This is a genomic window from Pseudomonas sp. HY2-MNA-CIBAN-0224 (genome assembly GCF_040310285.1).
Classification (GTDB): domain Bacteria; phylum Pseudomonadota; class Gammaproteobacteria; order Pseudomonadales; family Pseudomonadaceae; genus Aquipseudomonas; species Aquipseudomonas helleri.
This window is the reverse complement of the sequence record NZ_JBEOPQ010000017.1, coordinates 50960-70062: the sequence shown is the minus strand read 5'-3', so window position 1 is coordinate 70062 and position 19103 is coordinate 50960. Positions and strand designations below refer to the sequence as shown.

The window sequence follows — 19103 nt, the reverse complement described above, 5'->3', positions numbered from 1 at the left end:
AGCGGTGACTCACCGCACCAAAGGCTTTATCCGTCAGCCCATAATAAAAAATCTACAAACCATACAGAATCTGTCTGTTAAGCTGGCGCCAAATCACTGGCGCCAGCCAGCCAGCGCTCTCTATATAAATAGATCTGCCCCTTACTGTGTACGCTTTCGGGATACAACCATGGTTGCTATTACCCCTCTATCCAAGATCAAGAATCTCGACAAATTTTTGACTCATTGCCAACGCAGACGCTATCCAACGAAGAGCAATATCATCTGCGCAGGCGAACATTCACACACGCTGTTTTTCATCCTCAAAGGCTCTGTCACCATCCTGATTGAGGACGACGAAGGGCGCGAGATGATCATTGCCTACCTCAACTCAGGCGACTTCATTGGCGAGCTGGGTTTGTTTGAACAGGCAGGGCAAGAACAACCCCGCAGCGCTTGGGTTCGAGCCAAGACTGAATGTGAAGTCGCAGAAATTAGCTACGTAAAGTTCCGAGAGTACGCACAACAAGAACCCGAAATTCTTTACTCCCTGAGCGGCCAGATTGCTCAGCGTCTACGTAACACCACCCGCAAGGTGGGAGACTTGGCGTTCTTTGATGTCACAGGCAGAGTCGCGCGTTGCCTGCTGGACCTGTGCAAACAGCCCGACGCCATGACCCACCCGGACGGGATGCAGATCAAAATCACGCGTCAGGAAATCGGCAGAATTGTCGGTTGTTCACGAGAGATGGTCGGCCGAGTGCTCAAAGGTCTTGAAGAGCAAAACCTGGTCAGCGTCAAAGGCAAAACCATGGTGGTGTACGGCACCCGCTAAGGGCGCAGCAGGGGCGCCAGAATCTGTTGATAACTGGCACCCAGGCGCTCGAAGAAATCGGGCGCGGCAAACACTTCATGCAAGGCAATATGGCTGTCAGCGAGGCAGTGTTGATCCAGCGCACAGCGTTGATTGAAACGATTGACGGCAGCCACCATCGACTCACGCTCATCCTCAACCAGCAATGCACCGTGTACCAGACCCACAGGCCGTTGGCCGCCCTGGCTTTGGCGCCAGCGCTGAGCCGTGCCAACCAGTTTGCGGGCATTGAGATTGACGTTAAAACGGCCATCACAAAAGGCGCCTTCGACTTCGCCTAAAGACGCCGTGCCGCCCAAAGCCGTCAACAGATCACAGATCGGGTCACACAAGCGGCGATAGGCCGTTTCGATACGACCGTGATCGCCTTCGCTGCGGGGTGGTGCATACACCAGCGCGATATTGACCGTAGAGGGCGATTGAGGAACGGGCTCTCCGCCCGTCTCACGCAACAAAATCGGCCAACCACTGGCGGCCAATTCAACACTGGCCTCATCAAACCCGGCCGACCGGCTCAAGCGCCGAGGCATCACCAGCGCCCGGTCAGTAGGCTGCCATAACAGCAAACCCGCCTCCTCATTCCCAGCACACACCGAGGCCAGTAAATCCTGTTCGGCTTTGAGACCTGCTTCGACGGTGAGTTGCCGGATAAGCACCATAGAGACCTGCCTGACACAAAAAGGGTTAGTCCAGCGTCGAGCCTGTCACGTGCACGCTGCGCTCCGGGAAGAACAAACGCTGCAGCTCAGCGCCTGGCTGTTCAGCGCGCATAAACACCTCACCGACGAGGAACGAATACACCTCGCTGATTTCCATCAGCTCAACGTCGGCGCGGTTGAGAATCCCGCTCTCGGTTACCACCAAGCGATCTCGCGGCACCCGAGGCAACAAGTCCAGCGTGGTTTCCAGGCTGACCTCAAAGGTGTGCAAATTGCGGTTATTGATACCCACCAGCGGGGTATCCAGCGTCTTCAAGGCACGCTCCAGTTCATCAGCATCGTGCACTTCAACCAGCACATCCAGGTTGACGCTTTTGGCAACGGCAGCCAGCTCGGCCATCTTCACGTCATCCAGCGCAGAGACGATCAGCAAAACGCAGTCTGCCCCCAATGCGCGCGCTTCAACGATCTGATAAGGATCGATCATGAAGTCCTTGCGGATCACCGGCAGCTTGCACGCAGCACGTACCTGTTGCAGGTAAACATCAGCACCCTGAAAGTAATCAACGTCAGTCAACACCGACAAACACGTAGCGCCGCCTTTTTCGTAACTCTGCGCAATCTCGGCCGGAACAAAGTCTTCACGGATCACGCCCTTGCTCGGCGATGCTTTTTTGATCTCGGCAATCACCGCCGGTTGCTTCAGTTTGGCCTGGGCCAGCAATGCATTGGCAAAACCGCGTACAGGATCTGCCTGAGCCGCCAGACCTTCAAGCTCCGCCAGGCTCACACGTGCGCTGCGCTCGGCGACTTCTTGAACTTTACGCGCCAGAATTTTTTCCAGAACGGTAGGCACACTCATGCTTCATTCTCCTGCTTGAAGATCGCGGTAAAGGCGCCCAGCTCTTCGAGTTTTTCTCGCGCCAGACCTGTGTGCAACGCATCGTGGGCCAAGGCAACACCCTCTTTGAGCGTGTAGGCAAGGTCAGCGGCATACAGCGCAGCGCCGGCATTGAGTACGATCATTTCAGCGGCCTTCTGGCCTGCCTCAGTTTTGCGACGGCCCAAGGCATCGCGGATCAGCTCCAATGATTGCGCCGGGCTATCCACCACCAGGCCAAACAAACTCTGGCTCTTTATACCCAAGTCTTCTGGCTGAACCCAGTACTCAGTGATTTCACCTTTTTTCAGCTCAGCCACAAACGTTGGCGCGGCCAGGCTGAACTCATCCAGACCGTCTTGCGAATGCACCACCAACACGTGTTTGCTGCCCAGACGCTGCAACACTTCAGCCAGCGGACGGCACAGCGCCTGGTTGAACACCCCGACCACTTGATGCAACACACCAGCCGGATTCGTAAGCGGGCCAAGCATGTTGAACAGGGTGCGCAGCCCCAGGTCGCGACGCGGGACTGCCGCGTGCTTCATGGCGCCGTGATGGCACTGGGCAAACATAAAGCCAATGCCGACGCTGTCGATGCAACGCGCCACCTGAACAGGTGTCAGGTTCAGGTACACCCCGGCGGCCTCGAGCAGGTCGGCACTGCCGCTCTTGCCCGACACCGCACGGTTACCGTGTTTGGCCACCGTGCAACCGGCAGCAGAAATCACCAGGGCAGACGCCGTGGAGACGTTGAAAATGTTCGCGCCATCGCCCCCGGTGCCGACGATATCTACAACGCCGTCCAAGGTATTAAGCTCGACCTTGTCCGCCAACTCACGCATGGCCGTGACGGCACCGACGATTTCGTCGATGCTCTCGCTCTTCATGCGCATGCCCATCATGAACGCGCCAATCTGCGCTTCGGTACATTTGCCGGTCATGATGTCGCGCATTACATCGCGCATCTCGGCTTCGCTCAAATCAAGGTGACCGACGATACGGCTCAGGGCTGTTTTGATATCCATAAGAAGTCCTTAGCGCGTGCCGCCAGTTTGTTTGAGGAAGTTAGCGAACAGTTCGTGGCCCTGCTCGGTCAGAATCGACTCCGGGTGAAATTGCACCCCTTCGATGTTCAGCGTTTTGTGGCGCAGGCCCATGATCTCGTCAACCGAACCATCGGCATGTTGCGTCCAGGCCGTGAGCTCCAGGCACTCCGGCAGGGTTTCGCGCTTGACCACCAGCGAGTGGTAACGCGTCACGGTCAGCGGGTTGTTCAGGCCCTGGAATACACCCGTGTCCAGGTGATAGACCGGGCTGGTTTTACCGTGCATCACTTGCCGGGCGCGAACCACATCACCGCCAAAGGCCTGGCCGATGGACTGATGGCCCAGGCACACACCCAGAATCGGCAGCTTGCCGGCAAAGTACTTGATCGCTTCAAGGGAAATGCCCGCCTCGTTAGGCGTGCACGGGCCGGGCGAGACCACAATGCGCTCAGGCTTGAGCGCCTCGATCTGGGCCACGGTCAATTCGTCGTTGCGCAGCACTTTGACCTCAGCACCCAACTCGCCGAGGTATTGCACAACGTTGTAAGTAAAAGAGTCGTAATTGTCGATCATCAGCAACATGGCAAAGCTCCTCAGGCGTCGGATGCGGGGGTTTGTTCAGCGAGCGCTACGGCACGAAACATCGCGCGACGTTTATTCAGCGTCTCTTCCCACTCCAGGGCCGGTACCGAGTCAGCGACAATGCCGCCGCCGGCTTGTACATGCAATTCGCCATCTTTGATCACGGCGGTCCGAATCGCGATGGCCGTGTCCATGTTGCCGTTCCAGGCGAAATAACCGACTGCGCCGCCATACACGCCACGCTTGACTGGTTCCAGTTCGTCGATGATCTCCATCGCGCGAATTTTCGGCGCACCCGACAACGTGCCCGCAGGCAAAATGGCGCGCAACGCGTCCATTGCGGTCAGGCCGCTTTTGAGCTGGCCAGTGACGTTAGACACAATGTGCATCACGTTGGAGTAACGCTCGATCACCATCTTCTCGGTGAGCTTCACCGAACCGGTTTCCGAGACGCGCCCCGTGTCGTTACGCCCAAGGTCAATCAGCATCAAATGCTCGGCAATTTCCTTGTCATCCCCCAGCAGGTCTTTTTCCAGCGCCAGGTCCGCTTCTTCCGTGGCGCCGCGTGGGCGAGTCCCGGCAATCGGGCGCACGGTAATCAGATTGTCTTCCACCCGCACCAGCACTTCCGGCGAACTGCCCACCACGTGGAAGTCACCAAAGTTGAAGAAGTACATATACGGCGTCGGGTTGAAGCAACGCAGCGCGCGGTACAGATCAATCGGCGCGGCCTTGAAGTCGATCGACATGCGCTGCGACGGCACAACCTGCATGCAGTCGCCCGCCAGGATGTAGTCCTTGATCGTATCGACGGCTTTTTCGTAATCGGCCTGGGTAAAGCTGGAACGGAACACTGGATCAGCGGCTTGCTGCTGGGTGAAATCCAGGCCACGGCGCGGGGCAATCGGTTGGCGCAACTGCTCAAGCAACGCCTCAAGACGCGCCTGGCCCTGGTCATAGGCATCAGCCTCAGACGGATCCACCAGCACGATTGCGTGCATCTTGCCGGCCAGGTTATCGAACACCACTACAGCGTCCGACACCATCAGCAAAATGTCCGGCACACCCAGCGGGTCCGGGTTCGGGCATTTACCCAAACGCTTCTCGACATAACGCACGCAGTCGTAGCCGAAATAACCCACCAGACCGCCGTTAAAACGCGGCAGACCGGCAATGGTCGGTACGTTGTAACGCGCTTTGAACGCCTCAACGAAAGCCAACGGGTCTTCAACCTCGTGAGCTTCGATTTCTACACCGTCGTGGGTGATGCGGATCTGCTGCTCATGGGCACGCAACACCGTGCGGCATGGCAAACCAATGATCGAATAACGCCCCCACTTCTCGCCGCCCTGCACCGACTCCAGCAGATAGGAGTTGGGCTGGTCGGCCAGTTTCAGGTAGATCGACAGCGGCGTGTCGAAGTCAGCAAGGGTTTCACGTGCAAGCGGGATACGGTTGTAGCCAGCAGCGGCCAAGCGCAGGAATTCTTCGCGGATCATGAGGTGCCTCGTGGTCTGAGGTAAAACAGTCAGGTATGCAAACGTGCCGGATCTCCGGCCAGATAAAAGTCAGGCGCGCCAACGCCAACGGGCCAGGGCCTTGATAACTTTCATCCAGAGTTTGCGAGTGACCACCACGATGGAATCTCTTTGAGAGGGGTGAACAGGAGCGCCCAACGTTATCTCAGGCGCCGAATCTAAGCAACCGGCTATCAGCTCTTGCAGGTTATCAATAACTGCATCCGGTGACTCTTCGGCAATCGGTCGGCCATGGTTATAGCCGTAACTCAGCGCAACACAGCGTACACCTGCGGCCTTGGCCGCCAGCACGTCATTGCGCGAATCGCCGACAAACAGCGACTCTTGCGGGGTTACACCGGCCATTTTCATGACAAAAAACAGCGCCGCAGGGTCCGGCTTTTTCTGCGGCATGGTATCGCCGCCGACAATCCAGCGAAAAAACCGGCCCAGCTTCATCTCATCCAGCAGGGGCGCTACAAACCGCTCGGGTTTGTTGGTAATCAGGGCCATCTCAACGCCCCGCTTTTGCAGCCACTTGAGGCTTTCGCGTACACCCGGGTAAACCTTGGTGTGTTCATGGCCGCCCGCGTAGGCTTCCATAAAAATCTCCAGCGCCTGCTCGGCTTCGGCGTCATCGACGCCCTTTGCATCCATGTTTCCCGCCAGCGCACGACGCACCAGCAACGGCGCACCGTTGCCGATCCACATCCGCACGTTCTCGATGCCCGCCGGTGGGCGCCCCAGTTTGAGCAGCATGCTCTCAACGGCGACGGCCAGATCTGGAACCGAGTCGATCAAGGTTCCATCCAGATCGAACATCACCAGTTTAGGCAGCGGCCCCTGAAGCGACTGCTCAAAACGGCTCATGGGCGCGCCAACGCTAGCTCGGCGCGCATTTTCTGGATGACTTCTTCGTAGTTCGGCGTGTTGAAAATGGCCGAACCGGCGACAAAGGTGTCTGCACCGGCTTCAGCGATTTCACGGATATTGCCGACGTTCACGCCACCATCGATTTCCAGGCGGATATCCCGGCCCGAAGCGTCGATCAGTGCACGGGCTTCGCGCAGCTTGTTCAACGTACCGGGGATGAACTTCTGCCCGCCGAAGCCCGGGTTCACGCTCATCAGCAAGACCATGTCGACCTTGTCCATCACGTACTTGAGCACATCCAGCGGCGTGGCCGGGTTGAACACCAGGCCCGCCTTGCAACCGCCTTCACGGATCAACTGCAAAGAGCGGTCAATGTGCTGAGTGGCTTCGGGGTGGAAGGTGATGTAAGTCGCCCCGGCTTCGATAAAGTCGCCAATGATCCGGTCGACCGGGCTGACCATCAAATGGGCATCGATGGGCGCGGTGATGCCGTACTTGCGCAGCGCGGCACAGACCATCGGGCCGATGGTCAGGTTGGGGACGTAATGATTGTCCATGACATCGAAGTGCACGATATCAGCGCCCGCGGCGAGCACATTGTCGACTTCCTCGCCCAGGCGGGCGAAATCGGCAGAGAGAATCGATGGGGCAATAGCGAAGGGCTGCATAACGCACCTTTTAATAAGCAAATCACGGTGGCGGGCATTGTATACGCCCTGCCAAGAAGCGCCACCGCACCGTGATGATTGGCGCCTAAAGCCAACTTCACGACCGCTTCCCGCCCGATCGCAGCCTTCGGCAGCGGCTACAGGGTACGCGCCTTGTAGCCGCTGCCGAAGGCTGCGATAAGGTCCGAAGGACCTTCCAGCAATATCTTGCGAACAAAGGGTTCCGCTAGTTCCAAAGCCCTCGTCTAACGTTGAAAGTACATCGACTAAACGAGTGCAATGGAATGCCTTATTTCTCCAACGGAAGCCAACTATTAAAAGGACGGTATTCAGAGCAGGGACGTATTTATTTACTGACCACCGTCACGGAGCAAAGGCGCCCCATTTTCAGTGACTTTCACATTGGACGGCTTATGGTCAGCCAAATGAGACAAGCGCACGATCAAGGCATTGTCGACTCAATTGCATGGGTGGTGATGCCGGACCACTGCCACTGGCTATTTGAGTTGCGCCAGAAAACACTGGGCGAATTAATGTGCCGCATCAAGTCACGCAGCAGCGTGACCGTTAATAACGCCAGCCAGTCCAGCGGTCGACTATGGCAAAAGGGTTATCACGACAGGGCATTGCGCCGTGAAGATGACCTCAAAGAAACCGCCCGCTACATCGTACAAAACCCGATCCGTGCGGGCCTGGCCGCACGAATCGGGGACTATCCCTTATGGGATGCGTGCTGGATGTAACCCTTACGCCTGGGCCGTGCGCATTTTTTCGCTGCGCCCGCGCAACCACTCCAGGGTCAGCAACAACACCACCGAGAAGGCAATCAACAAGGTCGCCGCGGCGGCAATGGTCGGGCTGAGGTTTTCGCGGATGCCGCTGAACATCTGCCGTGGCAAGGTCGCTTGTTCGGGCCCGGCCAAAAACAGGGTCACGACCACTTCATCAAACGAGGTCGCAAAGGCAAACAACGCCCCCGAAATCACCCCCGGCGCAATCAGTGGCAACGTCACCCGGCGGAACGCCGTCAGCGGCGAAGCCCCCAGGCTGGCCGCAGCACGCACCAGGTTCTGGTTGAAGCCCTGCAAGGTCGCTGACACAGTGATGATCACAAACGGCACACCCAACACCGCGTGCACCACGATCAACGAAAAGTAGCTATTACCCAGGCCCAGCGGCGCAAAAAACAAGTAGCTGGCCACACCGATAATCACCACCGGCACCACCATCGGCGAAATGACCAAGGCCATCACCAGCGCCTTGCCCGGGAAGTGCCCCCGGGTCAGGCCAATGGCCGCCAACGTACCAAACACCATGGCCAGCACCGTCGCGGCAGGCGCCACGATCACGCTGTTTTTCAAGGCCCGCATCCACTCCGCCGAGCCAAAGAAATCCTGGTACCAGTGCAGCGAAAAGCCCTGCAACGGATACACCAGAAAGCTGCCCGAGTTGAACGACAGCGGGATGATCACCAGCACCGGCAAAATCAGAAACAACAGGATCAACCCGCACAGAATGCGCAAGCTGTAAAACCACACCCGCTCAATGGGCGACATATAAGGACTTAGCATGGCGATCTCCTTAGCTCAAGCGCAGGCGGCTGGCGCCTACCAGCCAGTTGTAAATCAGATAAAGCACCACGGTCGCCAACAGCAGCAGGCCGCCCAGTGCCGTCGCCATACCCCAGTTGATGCTGGTGTTGGTGTAGAACGCCACGAAGTAGCTGACCATTTGATCGTTCGGGCTGCCCAGCAAGGCCGGGGTGATGTAGTAGCCAATCGCAATGATGAACACCAGCAAGCAACCCGCGCCCACACCGGCATAGGTCTGTGGGAAATACACTCGCCAAAAACTGGCAAACGGATGGCAACCGAGTGAGATCGCAGCGCGCATATAGGTCGGAGAAATGCCTTTCATCACGCTGTAGATCGGCAGAATCATGAACGGCAACAAGATGTGCACCATCGCGATGTAGACACCGGTGCGGTTGAACACCAGTTCCAGCGGCTTATCAATAATGCCCAGGCTCATCAGCCCGCTATTGATCAGGCCACCCGATTGCAACAAGACAATCCAGGCCGCGACCCGAACCAGCACCGAGGTCCAGAACGGCAACAGCACCAGAATCATCAACAGGTTGCTTTTGCGTGCCGGCAAGTTGGCCAACAGGTACGCCAGCGGATACGCCAGCACCAGGCAGATGCACGTGATGACAAAACCCATCCAGAACGTACGCGCAAAAATGTCCAGATAGATCGACTGATCCGGAGTGGCCGGGGCTATTTCGCCCAAGTCGTCGATACGGTGATCAACGGAGGCCAACAGGTAAAACGGGGTAACGCTTGAGGTGTTGCGCTTGATTGCCTGCCAATAAGCCGGGTCGCCCCAGCGCTCATCCAGGCCTTCCATCGCGTCTTTGTAAGACGCAGGCTGCGCCTTGAACGGCAGCCCCTTGGCGGTTTTCATCAGCAGGCTGCGGTAGCCGGCCAATTCCATGTTCAGACGCTTGGACAAATCACCCAGCACTTGATTCTTGCGGGCTTCGGCCAAGTCTTCACTCAACGCCTGGTACACCGGCTCAGCGGGCAAACCCTTACCGTCCCAGCTGTGCACAGCCACCACCGTACGCGGCAGGCCTTCCACCACTTCCGGGTTACCGACACTTTTGTAGAGCAGGGCCGCAATGGGCACCAGGAACACCAGCAACAAGAAAATAACCAACGGTGCGATCAGGGCCTGCGCTTTCCAGCGATTAACCCGTTCAGCACGCTTTAGGCGTTTTTTCAACGACGTGTTGGAGACCTCGTTCAGGGGAACGGCGATGGCCATGGCGAACTCCGGAAATCTTTAAACGATGGCGGCGTGGCCAGATCAGCCACGCCGCCGTTGCGTACTGCTTACTTGGCAGCCCAGGCGTTGAAACGCTGCTCCAGTTGCTCACCGTTATCAGCCCAGAAGCTGACGTCGATTTGCACCTGGTTAACGATGTTTTGCGGGGCGGTCGGCATGTCTTCCTGCACGTCTTTAGGCAGCAAAGGCATGGCTTCTTTGTTCGCCGGGCCGTACGCAATGTTTTGCGAGTAGAGGCTCTGCTGTTGCGGCTGCAAGGTGAAAGCCATGAACTTCTTCGCCACGTCGGCTTTAGCCTTGCTCAGGCCTTTAGGGATGGCCCACGCATCGAAGTCATAAATCCCGCCATTCCAGACGATCTTCAGGTTGCTTTCTTTTTGTACCGCAGCGATCCGGCCGTTGTACGCCGAGCTCATGACCACGTCGCCAGAGGCTAGGTACTGCGGCGGCTGAGCGCCCGCTTCCCACCATTGAATGAAAGGCTTGAGTTCATCGAGCTTTTTGAAGGCGCGATTCTGCCCGTCCTTGCTCGCCAGCACGGTGTACACATCTTTCGGCGCCACGCCGTCGGCCATCAAGGCAAATTCGAGGGTGTATTTGGCGCCTTTACGCAAACCGCGCTTGCCCGGGAATTTTTGCGTGTCCCAGAAATCCGCCCAACTGGTCGGCGCAGTTTTCAGTTTGTCCGCGTTGTAAGCCAGTACCGTTGACCACACAAAGAAGCCCGCGCCGCAGGTCTGGATTGCGCCTTTCACGTACTGGTCCGGGTTGCCGAACAGTGCAGGGTCCAACGCTTCAAACATGTCTTCATCGCAACCACGGGCCAGTTCTGGCGACTCAACTTCTACCAGGTCCCAGGAGATGCTTTTGGTGTCGACCATGGCCTTGATTTTGGCCATTTCACCGTTGTACTCACCGGCGATGATTTTGCCGTCGCCCTTGGTTTCCCACGGTTGGTAAAACGCTTTGACCTGCGCCGCCTTGTTCGCGCCGCCAAACGACACCACGGTCAGGTCAGTCGCGGCCAGCGCACTGCCCGCAAACATCAGGCCGAGGCTCAGAGCCGTTAACTTTAAAGTCTTGTGCATTGTGTGTTCTCCGCTGTGCAGGGTGGGTGAAGCCGGGCGATCAATTCGCCTCTAATACAGGGTCCAGCGCACGTACATGTTCGACTTGCCAGCCCAGCGGCACGACGTCGCCGACGGCCAGGGTGGGGTCCAGCTCGGCAATCGGCTGTTTCACAAAGAAATCGGTCTTGCCGCAGACTTCCAGACGAACCCGGACGTGGTCGCCCAGATAGATAAATTCTTCGACACGCCCCGAGAAACGGTTGGCGCAGGACTCGCTCGCGTCCTTGAGGGTGATGCGCTCGGGACGAATCGACAGCGTCACCGGATCGCCTGTGCGGCCCACATTCACGGCCAGCGCCTGCACCTTCTCGCCACGGCTCAACTCGACCACGCAGCGCTCCCCGTCCTGGCTGTGCAGACGGCCGCTGAGGCGGTTGTTCTCACCAATAAAGTTGGCCACAAAGGTGTTTTTGGGTTCTTCGTAGAGGGTACGCGGCGGGGCAATTTGCTGGATCTCGCCCTGATGGAAGACCGCCACCCGGTCGGACATCGTCAGCGCTTCGCCCTGGTCGTGGGTCACGTACACCACAGTCACGCCCAGGCGTTGGTGCAGGTGCTTGATCTCCATCTGCATGTGTTCACGCAGTTGTTTGTCCAGTGCGCCCAATGGTTCGTCCATCAGGACCAACTGCGGTTCGAACACCAGCGCCCGCGCCAGGGCAACACGCTGCTGCTGGCCACCCGACAATTGCGCCGGATAACGCTGCGCAAACGCTTCGAGCTGGACCATGCTGAGGACTTTTTTCACCCGCTCGCTGACATCGGTGCGGTTGAGGCCGCGCACCGACAACGGAAACCCGAGGTTTTCGGCCACAGTCATGTGCGGGAACAAGGCGTAGTTCTGAAACACCATGCCGATGTCGCGCTTGTGCGGCGGCACATTATTGATGGCCCGCCCGGCCAGCAAAATCTCGCCAGCGGTCGGCGTTTCAAAGCCGGCCAGCATCATCAGACTGGTGGTTTTGCCCGAACCGGACGGTCCGAGCAAGGTCAGAAACTCGCCTTTGCGAATATCCAGATTAAGATCTTTGACGATCAGGTTTTCGCCGTCATAGCTCTTTTGCACGCCACGGAAGCTGACCAATACATCACTCGCCCCAGCGCTTGCACCGACCTCACTCATAACCGCACCTTTTGTTTTGGACTGCTGTAGTCCAAGACTAAAGAAGGTGCCAGCCCACAGAAATCGGGGCGCAGGAGAGATTTACATCAGCAGGCTGGAAGGCTTTTTGTAGGGATTGCCCTATAGCAATGTCGCAAACAGAACGCCCCCTGCCACCCAGCCCAACGACTACGTTGAGAGCCGTCACAAAACTGTCGCAAACAGATATGCACCCTCAAAGAAACCTGTAGGAGCGAGCTTGCCTCGCGATCTTTTTTGCCTTCTAAAAATCGCGAGGCAAGCTCGCTCCTACGGTTCAAATCAACTTATGCTCCATCGCATACTTCACCAACTCCGCCAGCGAAGTGACATTGAGCTTCTGCATCAACCGCGCTTTATGGGTGCTGATGGTCTTGCTGCTCAGCGCCAGTTGCTGGGCAATGTCGTTGACGTTCGCGCCTTGAGCCAGGCGCTCAAACACCGAAAACTCGCGCTCGGACAACAACGCGTGCAGCGGCCGCTCATCCGTCAGTCCCACCTCAAACACCATGCGATCTGCCAGCTCCGGGTCGATATAGCGCCCACCCGCGGCCACCTTGCGAATCGCGGTCAACAGCAGTGCCGGGGCGCTGTCTTTGGTGGCATAACCCGCCGCGCCAAACTTCAAGGCACGGGCCGCCATTTGCGCTTCGTCGTGCATCGACAACACCAAAATAACCGGCGGGTTGTTCAACGCACGAATCCGCGGGATGGCCTCCAGCCCATTCACCCCCGGCATGGAGATATCCAGCAGCACCACTTCACACGGCACATGGCGCAAGGTTTCAAGCAATTGCTCGCCATTGCTCGCCTCGCCCACTACCAATAAGTCTTTCGCCAGGCCAATCAATTGCTTGATGCCTTCACGCACGATGGTGTGATCTTCTGCTACCAGTACACGAATCACAGGTCCTTCCTTATTCAGAGTCACTTGGGTCTGGCTGGCGTTGAATCAATGGCACACGCACCGCCAAGGTTGTGCCCTCGCCCGGTTCGCTGTGCAGGTCCAGGGTGCCGCCAAGCATCAGGACGCGTTCGCGCATGCCCACCAGGCCGAAGGAGGTCGAACGCCCGGCCGTCGGCTCAAAGCCGCGGCCATCATCACTGATGGTCAGGCACAACTCCCGACCTTCGACACTCAAGTTCAACTCAACCGTTTGCGCATCGGCGTGGCGCAGCACGTTGGTCAGGGCTTCCTGCAAAATCCGGAACAGGCCCACTTCCTTGGCCGCACTCAACGGCGGCAGTTGTTCAGGGACTTGTACCAGACACGGGATATTCGAGCGCGCCTCAAAACGACGGGCCTGCCACTCAATCGCCGAGCTGATCCCGGCATCCAGAATCGGCGGGCGCAAGGCCGTGGCCACATCACGCACGAGCTGGAATAACTGGGCGATGAGTTTTTTCATGCTATTGAGCCGCTCACGCAACCCCGGATCAAGCTCCGCATAGGCCAGCTCACACATCGAGGTTTCGAGTTTAAGCACCGTGAGCATTTGCCCCAGCTCATCATGAACCTCGCGGGCTATTCGCGCCTTTTCTTCCTCGCGCACGCTCTCCAGATGCGCCGACAGCTCACGTAACTGACCGCGCGAGCTGTCCAGCTCCAGTTCGATGCGCTTGCTTTCGCTGATATCCCAGACAATTCCGTCCCAGACCACCGTACCGTCTTCAAGACGGCGGGTAATGGCTTTGATCTCGGCCCAGCGTTGCAGCCCTTCGCGGGTCAGAATCCGCCCTTGCCACGACCAGTCGCTGTCACTGTCTATGGCCACGTCCTGCACTCGATGGTAATCAGCTCTGTCATCCGGGTGCACGAGGCTGCGCAGGCCAACGTCATGTCGGCGTAAGGTTGCCGGAGAAAACCCCACCAGGCTCTCGCTGCCTTCACTGATGTAAGGGAAATCCAACTCGCCCGTCAGCAACGAGCGCTCCAGTCGAAAAACCAGCCCCGGCACGTTGGCTGCAATACCTTGCAGGCGCGCATCGCTTTCTTGCAGGGCAGCCTGCACACGGCGGCGCTCGGTGATGTCATGCAGGTAAACCACCAGATATTCGGCCTGTTTAAAGCGCAGGAAGCTCAAGGTCACGTCAGCCGGAAACTCGCTGCCATCCGCCCGCACGCAAATCGCTTCCATGCGCTGCGCCGTGTCCTCGTTACCCCGCGCGCGGCGCCACAAGCCCAACCAGCGGTCCATATCCAGGCCCGGCTCGAAATCACTCAATGGTCGGTCGAGCACCGCGCCAGGCGAATACCCCAGCATGTTTTCGGCCGCCAGATTGGCGTACCGAATATGGCTGTCCCAGTTAACCCATAAAATGCCCACCGGACTTTTGTCGATAGAAAACTGCGTCAGGCGCAGGGCCTCGGCGCTGGCGGCCCCCTCGGCGAGGTCTTCGCGGGCCTTCAACAGCGCCTGCTCCAGAACACTCTGCTGGCGGCGCTGCCACACCACAATGGCCATGCTGGCCAGCATCAGCGCCCCGAACAGCAACACGAGGTTTTGCCAGAAGCCGGGGGAATGGGTTGAGCGCGCGAACTTGGGCTGCAACCAGCGCGTGTGCAGTTGCTCCATGTCCCGTGCTGGTATCGCATGGAGCCCGCGCTCCACGATGCCAGCCAGCTCGGGTAAGTCCCGGCGCGTACCCACCCGCAAAAGCTGCGGCAAACCAATGTCGCCAACCACGGCCAAAGCTGTGAACTCAGGCTCGGCAGAAAGCCGCGCCAGTTGCGCTTCATCAATCACCGCATAGGTGGCTTGCTGACTCAGCAGGAGTTGCAGGGCCTGACGCTCCAGTGGCACGCCTTGCAGGTTGAGCCCCGGATAACTGGAGCGCAAAAAATCTGCCGTCGCACCGGGCATCCGCACTGCGACACGGGTTTTGCTGTCGATGCGATCAAGGTCTACCGAACCTGAGCCATTGCGTTCACCGACCAACAATTGCGGGACCCGCATATAAGGGTCAGAAAAAATCCACACGCGCAGCCCGGCCGGAGTTTGCTTGAGCCCCGGCGCGATGTCGATTTGCCCCTCACGCGCGGCCTTCTCCAACTGTTCAAGGTCCGGGTAGGTGCGCCAGGTCAGGTCAATGTCCAGGCTCTGCGCCAGCCATTTCATCAGCTCAACATTGGCCCCGGACAACTGCTGCAAGCGTTGGTCAAACGTGGCATAAGGCGCCTGCAATACCAGGCCGACCCGCAGCGCTTTATGCTGCGCCAGCCATTGCTGTTGCTCGGGACTTAATTGCGCAGCCGGGATGGACGCCGCGTGCCCCATCAAGGGCAGCCACAACCAGCCGATAACCAACAGATAGCAAAAACGCTTCATCGCAACACTCACACCCATTACGCTGCCGGGATAACTTCTGGCCTGGAATTACTTATGTCTTCTTTGCGCCTGGCGTTGGCGGCGTTGTACCTGTCATCTGCCTTACCGGTCCTGGCGGCCGAGCCAGCTCCCGACACCACACCCGCGCAACCCGCACCCGTGGTGCGTCAACCCTTGCCTGAACGCAGCCAGGAAGATGCTACTGCACTTGAACGACAAGTGCCGGCCGCTGAGCAGCAACACCTGCAAGCCGCGCAGGACACTTTTCTGGCGCTCTGGAAACCGGCCAACAGCAGTGACCCCAGCGGCGTCGTGGTGATCGTCCCCGGTGCCGGTGAAAACGCGGACTGGCCACGGGTCGTAGGCCCATTGCGCAACAAACTGCCAGACGCCAACTGGGCCAGCCTCAGCCTGAGCTTGCCTGACCTGCGCAGCGAAGCCAGCCAACCGCGCGCGGCCGAACCAGAGAAAATTCCTACAGAGCCCGCGCCGAACAGTAGCAGTAAAGAGGCCAGCACCACAGCCAAACCCATCGAGCAGGCCGCCAGTGTCGGTACCGAGAACCCGGACACCGAGCTGCAACCCGAGCAAACCCTGGAAGCGCTGACCAACGCTGACGCCGAGCGAATTTTCGCCCGCATCGACGCTGCCATTGCCTTCGCTCAACAGCAACACATGCGCAGTATTGTGCTGCTCGGGCACGGCACCGGGGCCTATTGGGCGACGCGCTACCTGAACGAAAAACAGCCCAAGCAGGTGCAAAAGCTCATTCTGGTAGCAGCGCAATCACCGGCTCAGGTCGAGCCCGATATCAATGTATTGGCCCCGGCGCTCTCGGTTGAGCTTCTGGATGTGTTCTACAAAGACAAACCGCTTATGCGCAAAGCCGCTTTGCAACGGCTACACGCCAGCAAACGCATGGATCGCTCAAATTTCAACCAGGTGGGCCTGGACACCATTGCCGGCAATCGCGAGGCTGAACAGGAACAACTGTTGCGCAGGGTTCGCGGCTGGCTCAGCCCGAAGGCAGTGGACAAGCCGGACTAACGAAAACCGCGGTACTCACGGATCGACGCATACGCGTGATGCAGCTCGCGGGTTTTATCGGTGGCCTCACGCACCTGCGCCGGGGTTGCACCGGCGCCCGCCACTTTGTCCGGGTGGTGACGGCTGAGCAAACGCCGGTAAGCCCGTTTGATGTGCTCGGGATCGGTGCTGGCGGTCACGCCGAGCAAGGCCAGCGCCTGCTGGTACGTGCCGCCCCGGGTTGCGGGCGTTTTTTTCTGCGGCTCGTGATCGGCCCCCAGCAGTTGCACTTGCTGCGGGGTCCAGCCCAACCAGCGGCCCCACTGGAAAATCAGTTTTCGCTCTTTGGGGTCTACCCGTCCGTCCGCCACAATCATTCGCCAACAGGCCCGCAGCACGCCTTCGGCCGCCGCAGGTTGCGCCCGCAGGCGCAGCAGATAACCGCGTAACGAGTCATGCCCGGACTTGCCCCGGTTAAATGCGGCAATCGCACGCTGCTGCGCGGCCGGGTTCATGTCGAGCTGGCGCATTTCCTGGCGCGCCTGTTCGATATGTTTATCCACAACCCGCCCTCCGCTTTTGGCCAGCCGACCGAGTAACACAAACAGCAGCTCATCATTGCGCAAGGCCGGGCGGCCGCCCAGACGCTCACGCAATTGCGCCCAACTGTGAAGTTGCAAGCGCCGGTCCAGGGCTTGCCCCAACAAAGCGCCAAGCATGGCCCCCGGAATGCTGGCGATAAAAAAGCCAGCCCCGGCTCCGATCAGAGTCCCTGGCCACAGCATCTTAGTGTTTGCCCTTAATCAACAACTCAACCTCTGCCAACCGTTCATGTGTACCGACATCCACCCACTGCCCCTGTAAGCGCTCGCCTGTGACTGCACCTGCAGCCATGGCGGTGCGCAGCAAAGGCGCCAGCTTGAATGCCCCCGCTGTCGAGCCGTCGAACAGCGTCGGGCTCAAAACAGCAATCCCGCTGTACGTCAGCGTGTCGGCGCCGGGCAGCGCGTCCTGCACGTGACCATCGCTCAGCGAAAAATCACCGCCGGGATGATGCGCCGGGTTGTCCACCAGCACTAAATGCGCCTGCCCGGCCAGCGGTTGGCGCAACCCGGTGAAGTCGTAATCGGTCCAGATGTCGCCGTTAACCACGACAAAAGGTTTATCGCCCAACAGCGGCAAGGCTTTAAAAATACCTCCACCGGTTTCCAGCGGTTCGCCTTCGGCGGAGTACTGAATGCTCACCCCAAAACGTGCGCCATCGCCCAGGTGGTCTTCGATTTGCTGACCGAGCCAGGCGTGATTGATCACGATCTCGGTAAAACCTGCCGCAGCCAGTGCGCGCAGGTGGTACTCGATTAATGGCACGCCGCCTGCGCGAATCAACGGTTTGGGCGTGTGCAGGGTTAACGGGCGCAGGCGTTCGCCTTTGCCCGCAGCCAAAATCATCGCTTTCATGCAGGGGCCTCGGCCGAAAGGCGCAGGCTGGCGAACAATTCACCCAGCTCAGCCAGTTCAGGGCGGCGCGCCAGAACCGCTTCTATATAAGAGAAGAAGCGCGGCACATCGGCCAGGTAGCGGGGTTTGCCATCACGGTGGCAAATACGGGCAAAGATGCCGATCACTTTCAAGTGGCGCTGCACGCCCATCAAATCACTGGCCCGCAAGAACTCTTCAAAATTGGCACCCACCGGAATACCCAGCGGCAAGGCCAGCTTCCAGTAGTCTTCCAGCCAGGCGCGCACGCGCTCTTCGGGCCAACTGAGGAACGCGTCCTTGAACAGGCAGGTGATGTCATAGGTCACCGGGCCATACACGGCATCCTGAAAATCCAGCACGCCGGGGTTAGGAATACTGAGCATCAGGTTGCGCGGCATAAAGTCGCGGTGCACCAACACTTGGGGCTGCGCCAGTGCGCTGTCGATCAACAGCGTGCTGACACGCTGCCAGGCCGCCAATTGTTGCTCCGTGAACTCGACGCCCAAATGCCGGCGCACGTACCACTCAGGGAACAGCTCAAGTTCGCGGCGCAGCAAAGCCACGTCATAGCTGGGCAAAGGGGCCGTCATCGGCAATTGCTGGAAGGCCAGCAAGGCTTCGATGGCGTCCTTGAACAATTCATCGGCGTTGCTGCTGTTGATCACGTCCAAAAAGGTTTTATTGCCCAGATCGTTGAGCAAAAGGAACCCGCGCTCCAGGTCTTGAGCGTAAATTTTTGGAACATTTATCCAGCTGGTACGCAATAAATCTGCGATTTCGACGAAAGGTTGGCAGTTTTCCTGGGGCGGCGGAGCGTCCATCACGATAAAACTGCGGCCCTCGCCCTCCCATCGGAAGTAGCGTCGGAAACTCGCGTCACTGCTGGCCGCAGTCAATGTGGCCGGGGGCACGGGACCCCACCCCTCGTTCTCGAACAAGGTGTCCAACCGTTCATCAAGCCAAACATTCAGGTGTTGCAAGCGTACATCTTGGTCAGGCATTACAAGGGTCTCCGACGGCGCTAGCCGTCAAGCGGGTCATGCTTTATTATCCAGAATCTTTTCCAG

19 protein-coding genes are annotated in these 19103 nt (G+C 58.6%); 3 read left to right on the top strand and 16 right to left on the bottom strand.

Features of this window, described 5'->3' with window-relative positions:
* Window positions 1–169 precede the first annotated feature (169 nt).
* Window positions 170–814, top strand: coding sequence for a cAMP-activated global transcriptional regulator CRP (gene crp / locus AAEZ03_RS10870; RefSeq protein WP_048372190.1), 645 nt, complete (start codon window positions 170–172; stop codon window positions 812–814).
* Here crp and AAEZ03_RS10865 read toward each other — a convergent pair.
* The 7 genes from AAEZ03_RS10865 to rpe form a co-directional block, all read right to left on the bottom strand.
* Window positions 811–1512, bottom strand: coding sequence for a lipoate--protein ligase family protein (locus AAEZ03_RS10865; RefSeq protein ID WP_123750918.1), 702 nt, complete (start codon window positions 1510–1512; stop codon window positions 811–813). The genes crp and AAEZ03_RS10865 overlap by 4 nt on opposite strands.
* 25 nt (window positions 1513–1537) lie before the next feature.
* Window positions 1538–2374, bottom strand: coding sequence for an indole-3-glycerol phosphate synthase TrpC (trpC, locus tag AAEZ03_RS10860; protein ID WP_350578430.1), 837 nt, complete (start codon window positions 2372–2374; stop codon window positions 1538–1540).
* Complete coding sequence (gene trpD / locus AAEZ03_RS10855) at window positions 2371–3420, bottom strand: anthranilate phosphoribosyltransferase (protein WP_278940911.1); 1050 nt, start codon at window positions 3418–3420, stop codon at window positions 2371–2373. The genes trpC and trpD overlap by 4 nt, the downstream gene beginning before the upstream one ends.
* Before the next feature lie 9 nt (window positions 3421–3429).
* Complete coding sequence (locus AAEZ03_RS10850) at window positions 3430–4023, bottom strand: aminodeoxychorismate/anthranilate synthase component II (protein WP_350578427.1); 594 nt, start codon at window positions 4021–4023, stop codon at window positions 3430–3432.
* Between the two features lie 11 nt (window positions 4024–4034).
* Entirely contained in the window at window positions 4035–5522 is a 1488-nt protein-coding gene (gene trpE / locus AAEZ03_RS10845) for an anthranilate synthase component I (protein WP_048389631.1), read from the bottom strand.
* A gap of 69 nt (window positions 5523–5591) precedes the next feature.
* Window positions 5592–6410 carry a phosphoglycolate phosphatase gene (locus AAEZ03_RS10840; RefSeq protein ID WP_278940909.1) on the bottom strand — a complete coding sequence of 273 codons (819 nt, stop codon included), beginning with the start codon at window positions 6408–6410 and terminating at the stop codon, window positions 5592–5594.
* Window positions 6407–7081: a ribulose-phosphate 3-epimerase gene (rpe, locus tag AAEZ03_RS10835; protein WP_048372202.1), complete on the bottom strand. Its 675-nt coding sequence runs from the start codon at window positions 7079–7081 to the stop codon at window positions 6407–6409. Before rpe ends, AAEZ03_RS10840 begins: the two co-directional genes overlap by 4 nt.
* Before the next feature lie 284 nt (window positions 7082–7365).
* Here rpe and AAEZ03_RS10830 point away from each other — a divergent pair, with 284 nt between their 5' ends.
* A complete protein-coding gene (locus AAEZ03_RS10830) occupies window positions 7366–7824 on the top strand; it encodes an REP-associated tyrosine transposase (protein ID WP_350578423.1) in 459 nt (152 codons plus the stop codon).
* A 3-nt stretch (window positions 7825–7827) separates the two neighbouring features.
* Here AAEZ03_RS10830 and AAEZ03_RS10825 read toward each other — a convergent pair whose 3' ends face one another.
* The 6 genes from AAEZ03_RS10825 to AAEZ03_RS10800 all read right to left on the bottom strand — a co-directional run bounded on the left by AAEZ03_RS10825 (window position 7828) and on the right by AAEZ03_RS10800 (window position 15531).
* Entirely contained in the window at window positions 7828–8652 is an 825-nt protein-coding gene (locus AAEZ03_RS10825; RefSeq protein WP_048372203.1) for an ABC transporter permease, read from the bottom strand.
* A gap of 10 nt (window positions 8653–8662) precedes the next feature.
* Entirely contained in the window at window positions 8663–9910 is a 1248-nt protein-coding gene (locus AAEZ03_RS10820; RefSeq protein ID WP_048372205.1) for an ABC transporter permease, read from the bottom strand.
* A gap of 68 nt (window positions 9911–9978) precedes the next feature.
* Window positions 9979–11019 (bottom strand): ABC transporter substrate-binding protein, encoded by a 1041-nt coding sequence (locus AAEZ03_RS10815; protein ID WP_048372207.1) that lies wholly within the window; start codon window positions 11017–11019, stop codon window positions 9979–9981.
* Between the two features lie 40 nt (window positions 11020–11059).
* Complete coding sequence (locus AAEZ03_RS10810) at window positions 11060–12184, bottom strand: ABC transporter ATP-binding protein (protein WP_123750912.1); 1125 nt, start codon at window positions 12182–12184, stop codon at window positions 11060–11062.
* A gap of 295 nt (window positions 12185–12479) precedes the next feature.
* A complete protein-coding gene (locus tag AAEZ03_RS10805) occupies window positions 12480–13109 on the bottom strand; it encodes a response regulator (protein WP_350578418.1) in 630 nt (209 codons plus the stop codon).
* A gap of 10 nt (window positions 13110–13119) precedes the next feature.
* The gene (locus AAEZ03_RS10800) at window positions 13120–15531 is read right to left on the bottom strand and encodes a PAS domain-containing sensor histidine kinase (protein WP_350578415.1); all 2412 of its coding nucleotides are present in this window, start codon (window positions 15529–15531) and stop codon (window positions 13120–13122) included.
* 54 nt (window positions 15532–15585) lie between these two features.
* Here AAEZ03_RS10800 and AAEZ03_RS10795 point away from each other — a divergent pair, with 54 nt between their 5' ends.
* Window positions 15586–16578, top strand: a complete 993-nt coding sequence (locus AAEZ03_RS10795) for an alpha/beta hydrolase family protein (RefSeq protein ID WP_048372214.1) — start codon at window positions 15586–15588, stop codon at window positions 16576–16578.
* Here AAEZ03_RS10795 and AAEZ03_RS10790 read toward each other — a convergent pair.
* Genes AAEZ03_RS10790 through AAEZ03_RS10780 form a run of 3 tightly spaced genes read right to left on the bottom strand, consistent with a single transcriptional unit; the run spans window position 16575 to window position 19037 of the window.
* On the bottom strand, window positions 16575–17342 hold the full coding sequence (locus AAEZ03_RS10790; protein ID WP_350578412.1) for a TerB family tellurite resistance protein: 768 nt from the start codon (window positions 17340–17342) through the stop codon (window positions 16575–16577). The two genes, AAEZ03_RS10795 and AAEZ03_RS10790, sit on opposite strands and share 4 nt — an antisense overlap.
* Window position 17343: 1 nt before the next feature.
* On the bottom strand, window positions 17344–18015 hold the full coding sequence (murU, locus tag AAEZ03_RS10785) for an N-acetylmuramate alpha-1-phosphate uridylyltransferase MurU (protein WP_350578409.1): 672 nt from the start codon (window positions 18013–18015) through the stop codon (window positions 17344–17346).
* Window positions 18012–19037: an aminoglycoside phosphotransferase family protein gene (locus tag AAEZ03_RS10780; RefSeq protein WP_350578406.1), complete on the bottom strand. Its 1026-nt coding sequence runs from the start codon at window positions 19035–19037 to the stop codon at window positions 18012–18014. Before AAEZ03_RS10780 ends, murU begins: the two co-directional genes overlap by 4 nt.
* Between the last annotated feature and the right edge of the window lie 66 nt (window positions 19038–19103).

What these genes read in the sequence shown, in the direction of transcription:
- AAEZ03_RS10815 (WP_048372207.1), bottom strand. Translation starts at nt 11,019, where the DNA reads ATGCACAAGACTTTAAAGTTAACGGCTCTGAGCCTCGGCCTGATGTTT.
- AAEZ03_RS10810 (WP_123750912.1), bottom strand. Translation starts at nt 12,184, where the DNA reads ATGAGTGAGGTCGGTGCAAGCGCTGGGGCGAGTGATGTATTGGTCAGC.
- trpE (WP_048389631.1), bottom strand. Translation starts at nt 5,522, where the DNA reads ATGATCCGCGAAGAATTCCTGCGCTTGGCCGCTGCTGGCTACAACCGT.
- AAEZ03_RS10840 (WP_278940909.1), bottom strand. Translation starts at nt 6,410, where the DNA reads ATGAGCCGTTTTGAGCAGTCGCTTCAGGGGCCGCTGCCTAAACTGGTG.
- AAEZ03_RS10830 (WP_350578423.1), top strand. Translation starts at nt 7,366, where the DNA reads ATGCCTTATTTCTCCAACGGAAGCCAACTATTAAAAGGACGGTATTCA.
- AAEZ03_RS10825 (WP_048372203.1), bottom strand. Translation starts at nt 8,652, where the DNA reads ATGCTAAGTCCTTATATGTCGCCCATTGAGCGGGTGTGGTTTTACAGC.
- AAEZ03_RS10865 (WP_123750918.1), bottom strand. Translation starts at nt 1,512, where the DNA reads ATGGTGCTTATCCGGCAACTCACCGTCGAAGCAGGTCTCAAAGCCGAA.
- AAEZ03_RS10790 (WP_350578412.1), bottom strand. Translation starts at nt 17,342, where the DNA reads ATGCTGTGGCCAGGGACTCTGATCGGAGCCGGGGCTGGCTTTTTTATC.
- AAEZ03_RS10780 (WP_350578406.1), bottom strand. Translation starts at nt 19,037, where the DNA reads ATGCCTGACCAAGATGTACGCTTGCAACACCTGAATGTTTGGCTTGAT.
- murU (WP_350578409.1), bottom strand. Translation starts at nt 18,015, where the DNA reads ATGAAAGCGATGATTTTGGCTGCGGGCAAAGGCGAACGCCTGCGCCCG.
- AAEZ03_RS10800 (WP_350578415.1), bottom strand. Translation starts at nt 15,531, where the DNA reads ATGAAGCGTTTTTGCTATCTGTTGGTTATCGGCTGGTTGTGGCTGCCC.
- AAEZ03_RS10795 (WP_048372214.1), top strand. Translation starts at nt 15,586, where the DNA reads ATGTCTTCTTTGCGCCTGGCGTTGGCGGCGTTGTACCTGTCATCTGCC.
- rpe (WP_048372202.1), bottom strand. Translation starts at nt 7,081, where the DNA reads ATGCAGCCCTTCGCTATTGCCCCATCGATTCTCTCTGCCGATTTCGCC.
- AAEZ03_RS10850 (WP_350578427.1), bottom strand. Translation starts at nt 4,023, where the DNA reads ATGTTGCTGATGATCGACAATTACGACTCTTTTACTTACAACGTTGTG.
- crp (WP_048372190.1), top strand. Translation starts at nt 170, where the DNA reads ATGGTTGCTATTACCCCTCTATCCAAGATCAAGAATCTCGACAAATTT.
- trpC (WP_350578430.1), bottom strand. Translation starts at nt 2,374, where the DNA reads ATGAGTGTGCCTACCGTTCTGGAAAAAATTCTGGCGCGTAAAGTTCAA.
- trpD (WP_278940911.1), bottom strand. Translation starts at nt 3,420, where the DNA reads ATGGATATCAAAACAGCCCTGAGCCGTATCGTCGGTCACCTTGATTTG.
- AAEZ03_RS10820 (WP_048372205.1), bottom strand. Translation starts at nt 9,910, where the DNA reads ATGGCCATCGCCGTTCCCCTGAACGAGGTCTCCAACACGTCGTTGAAA.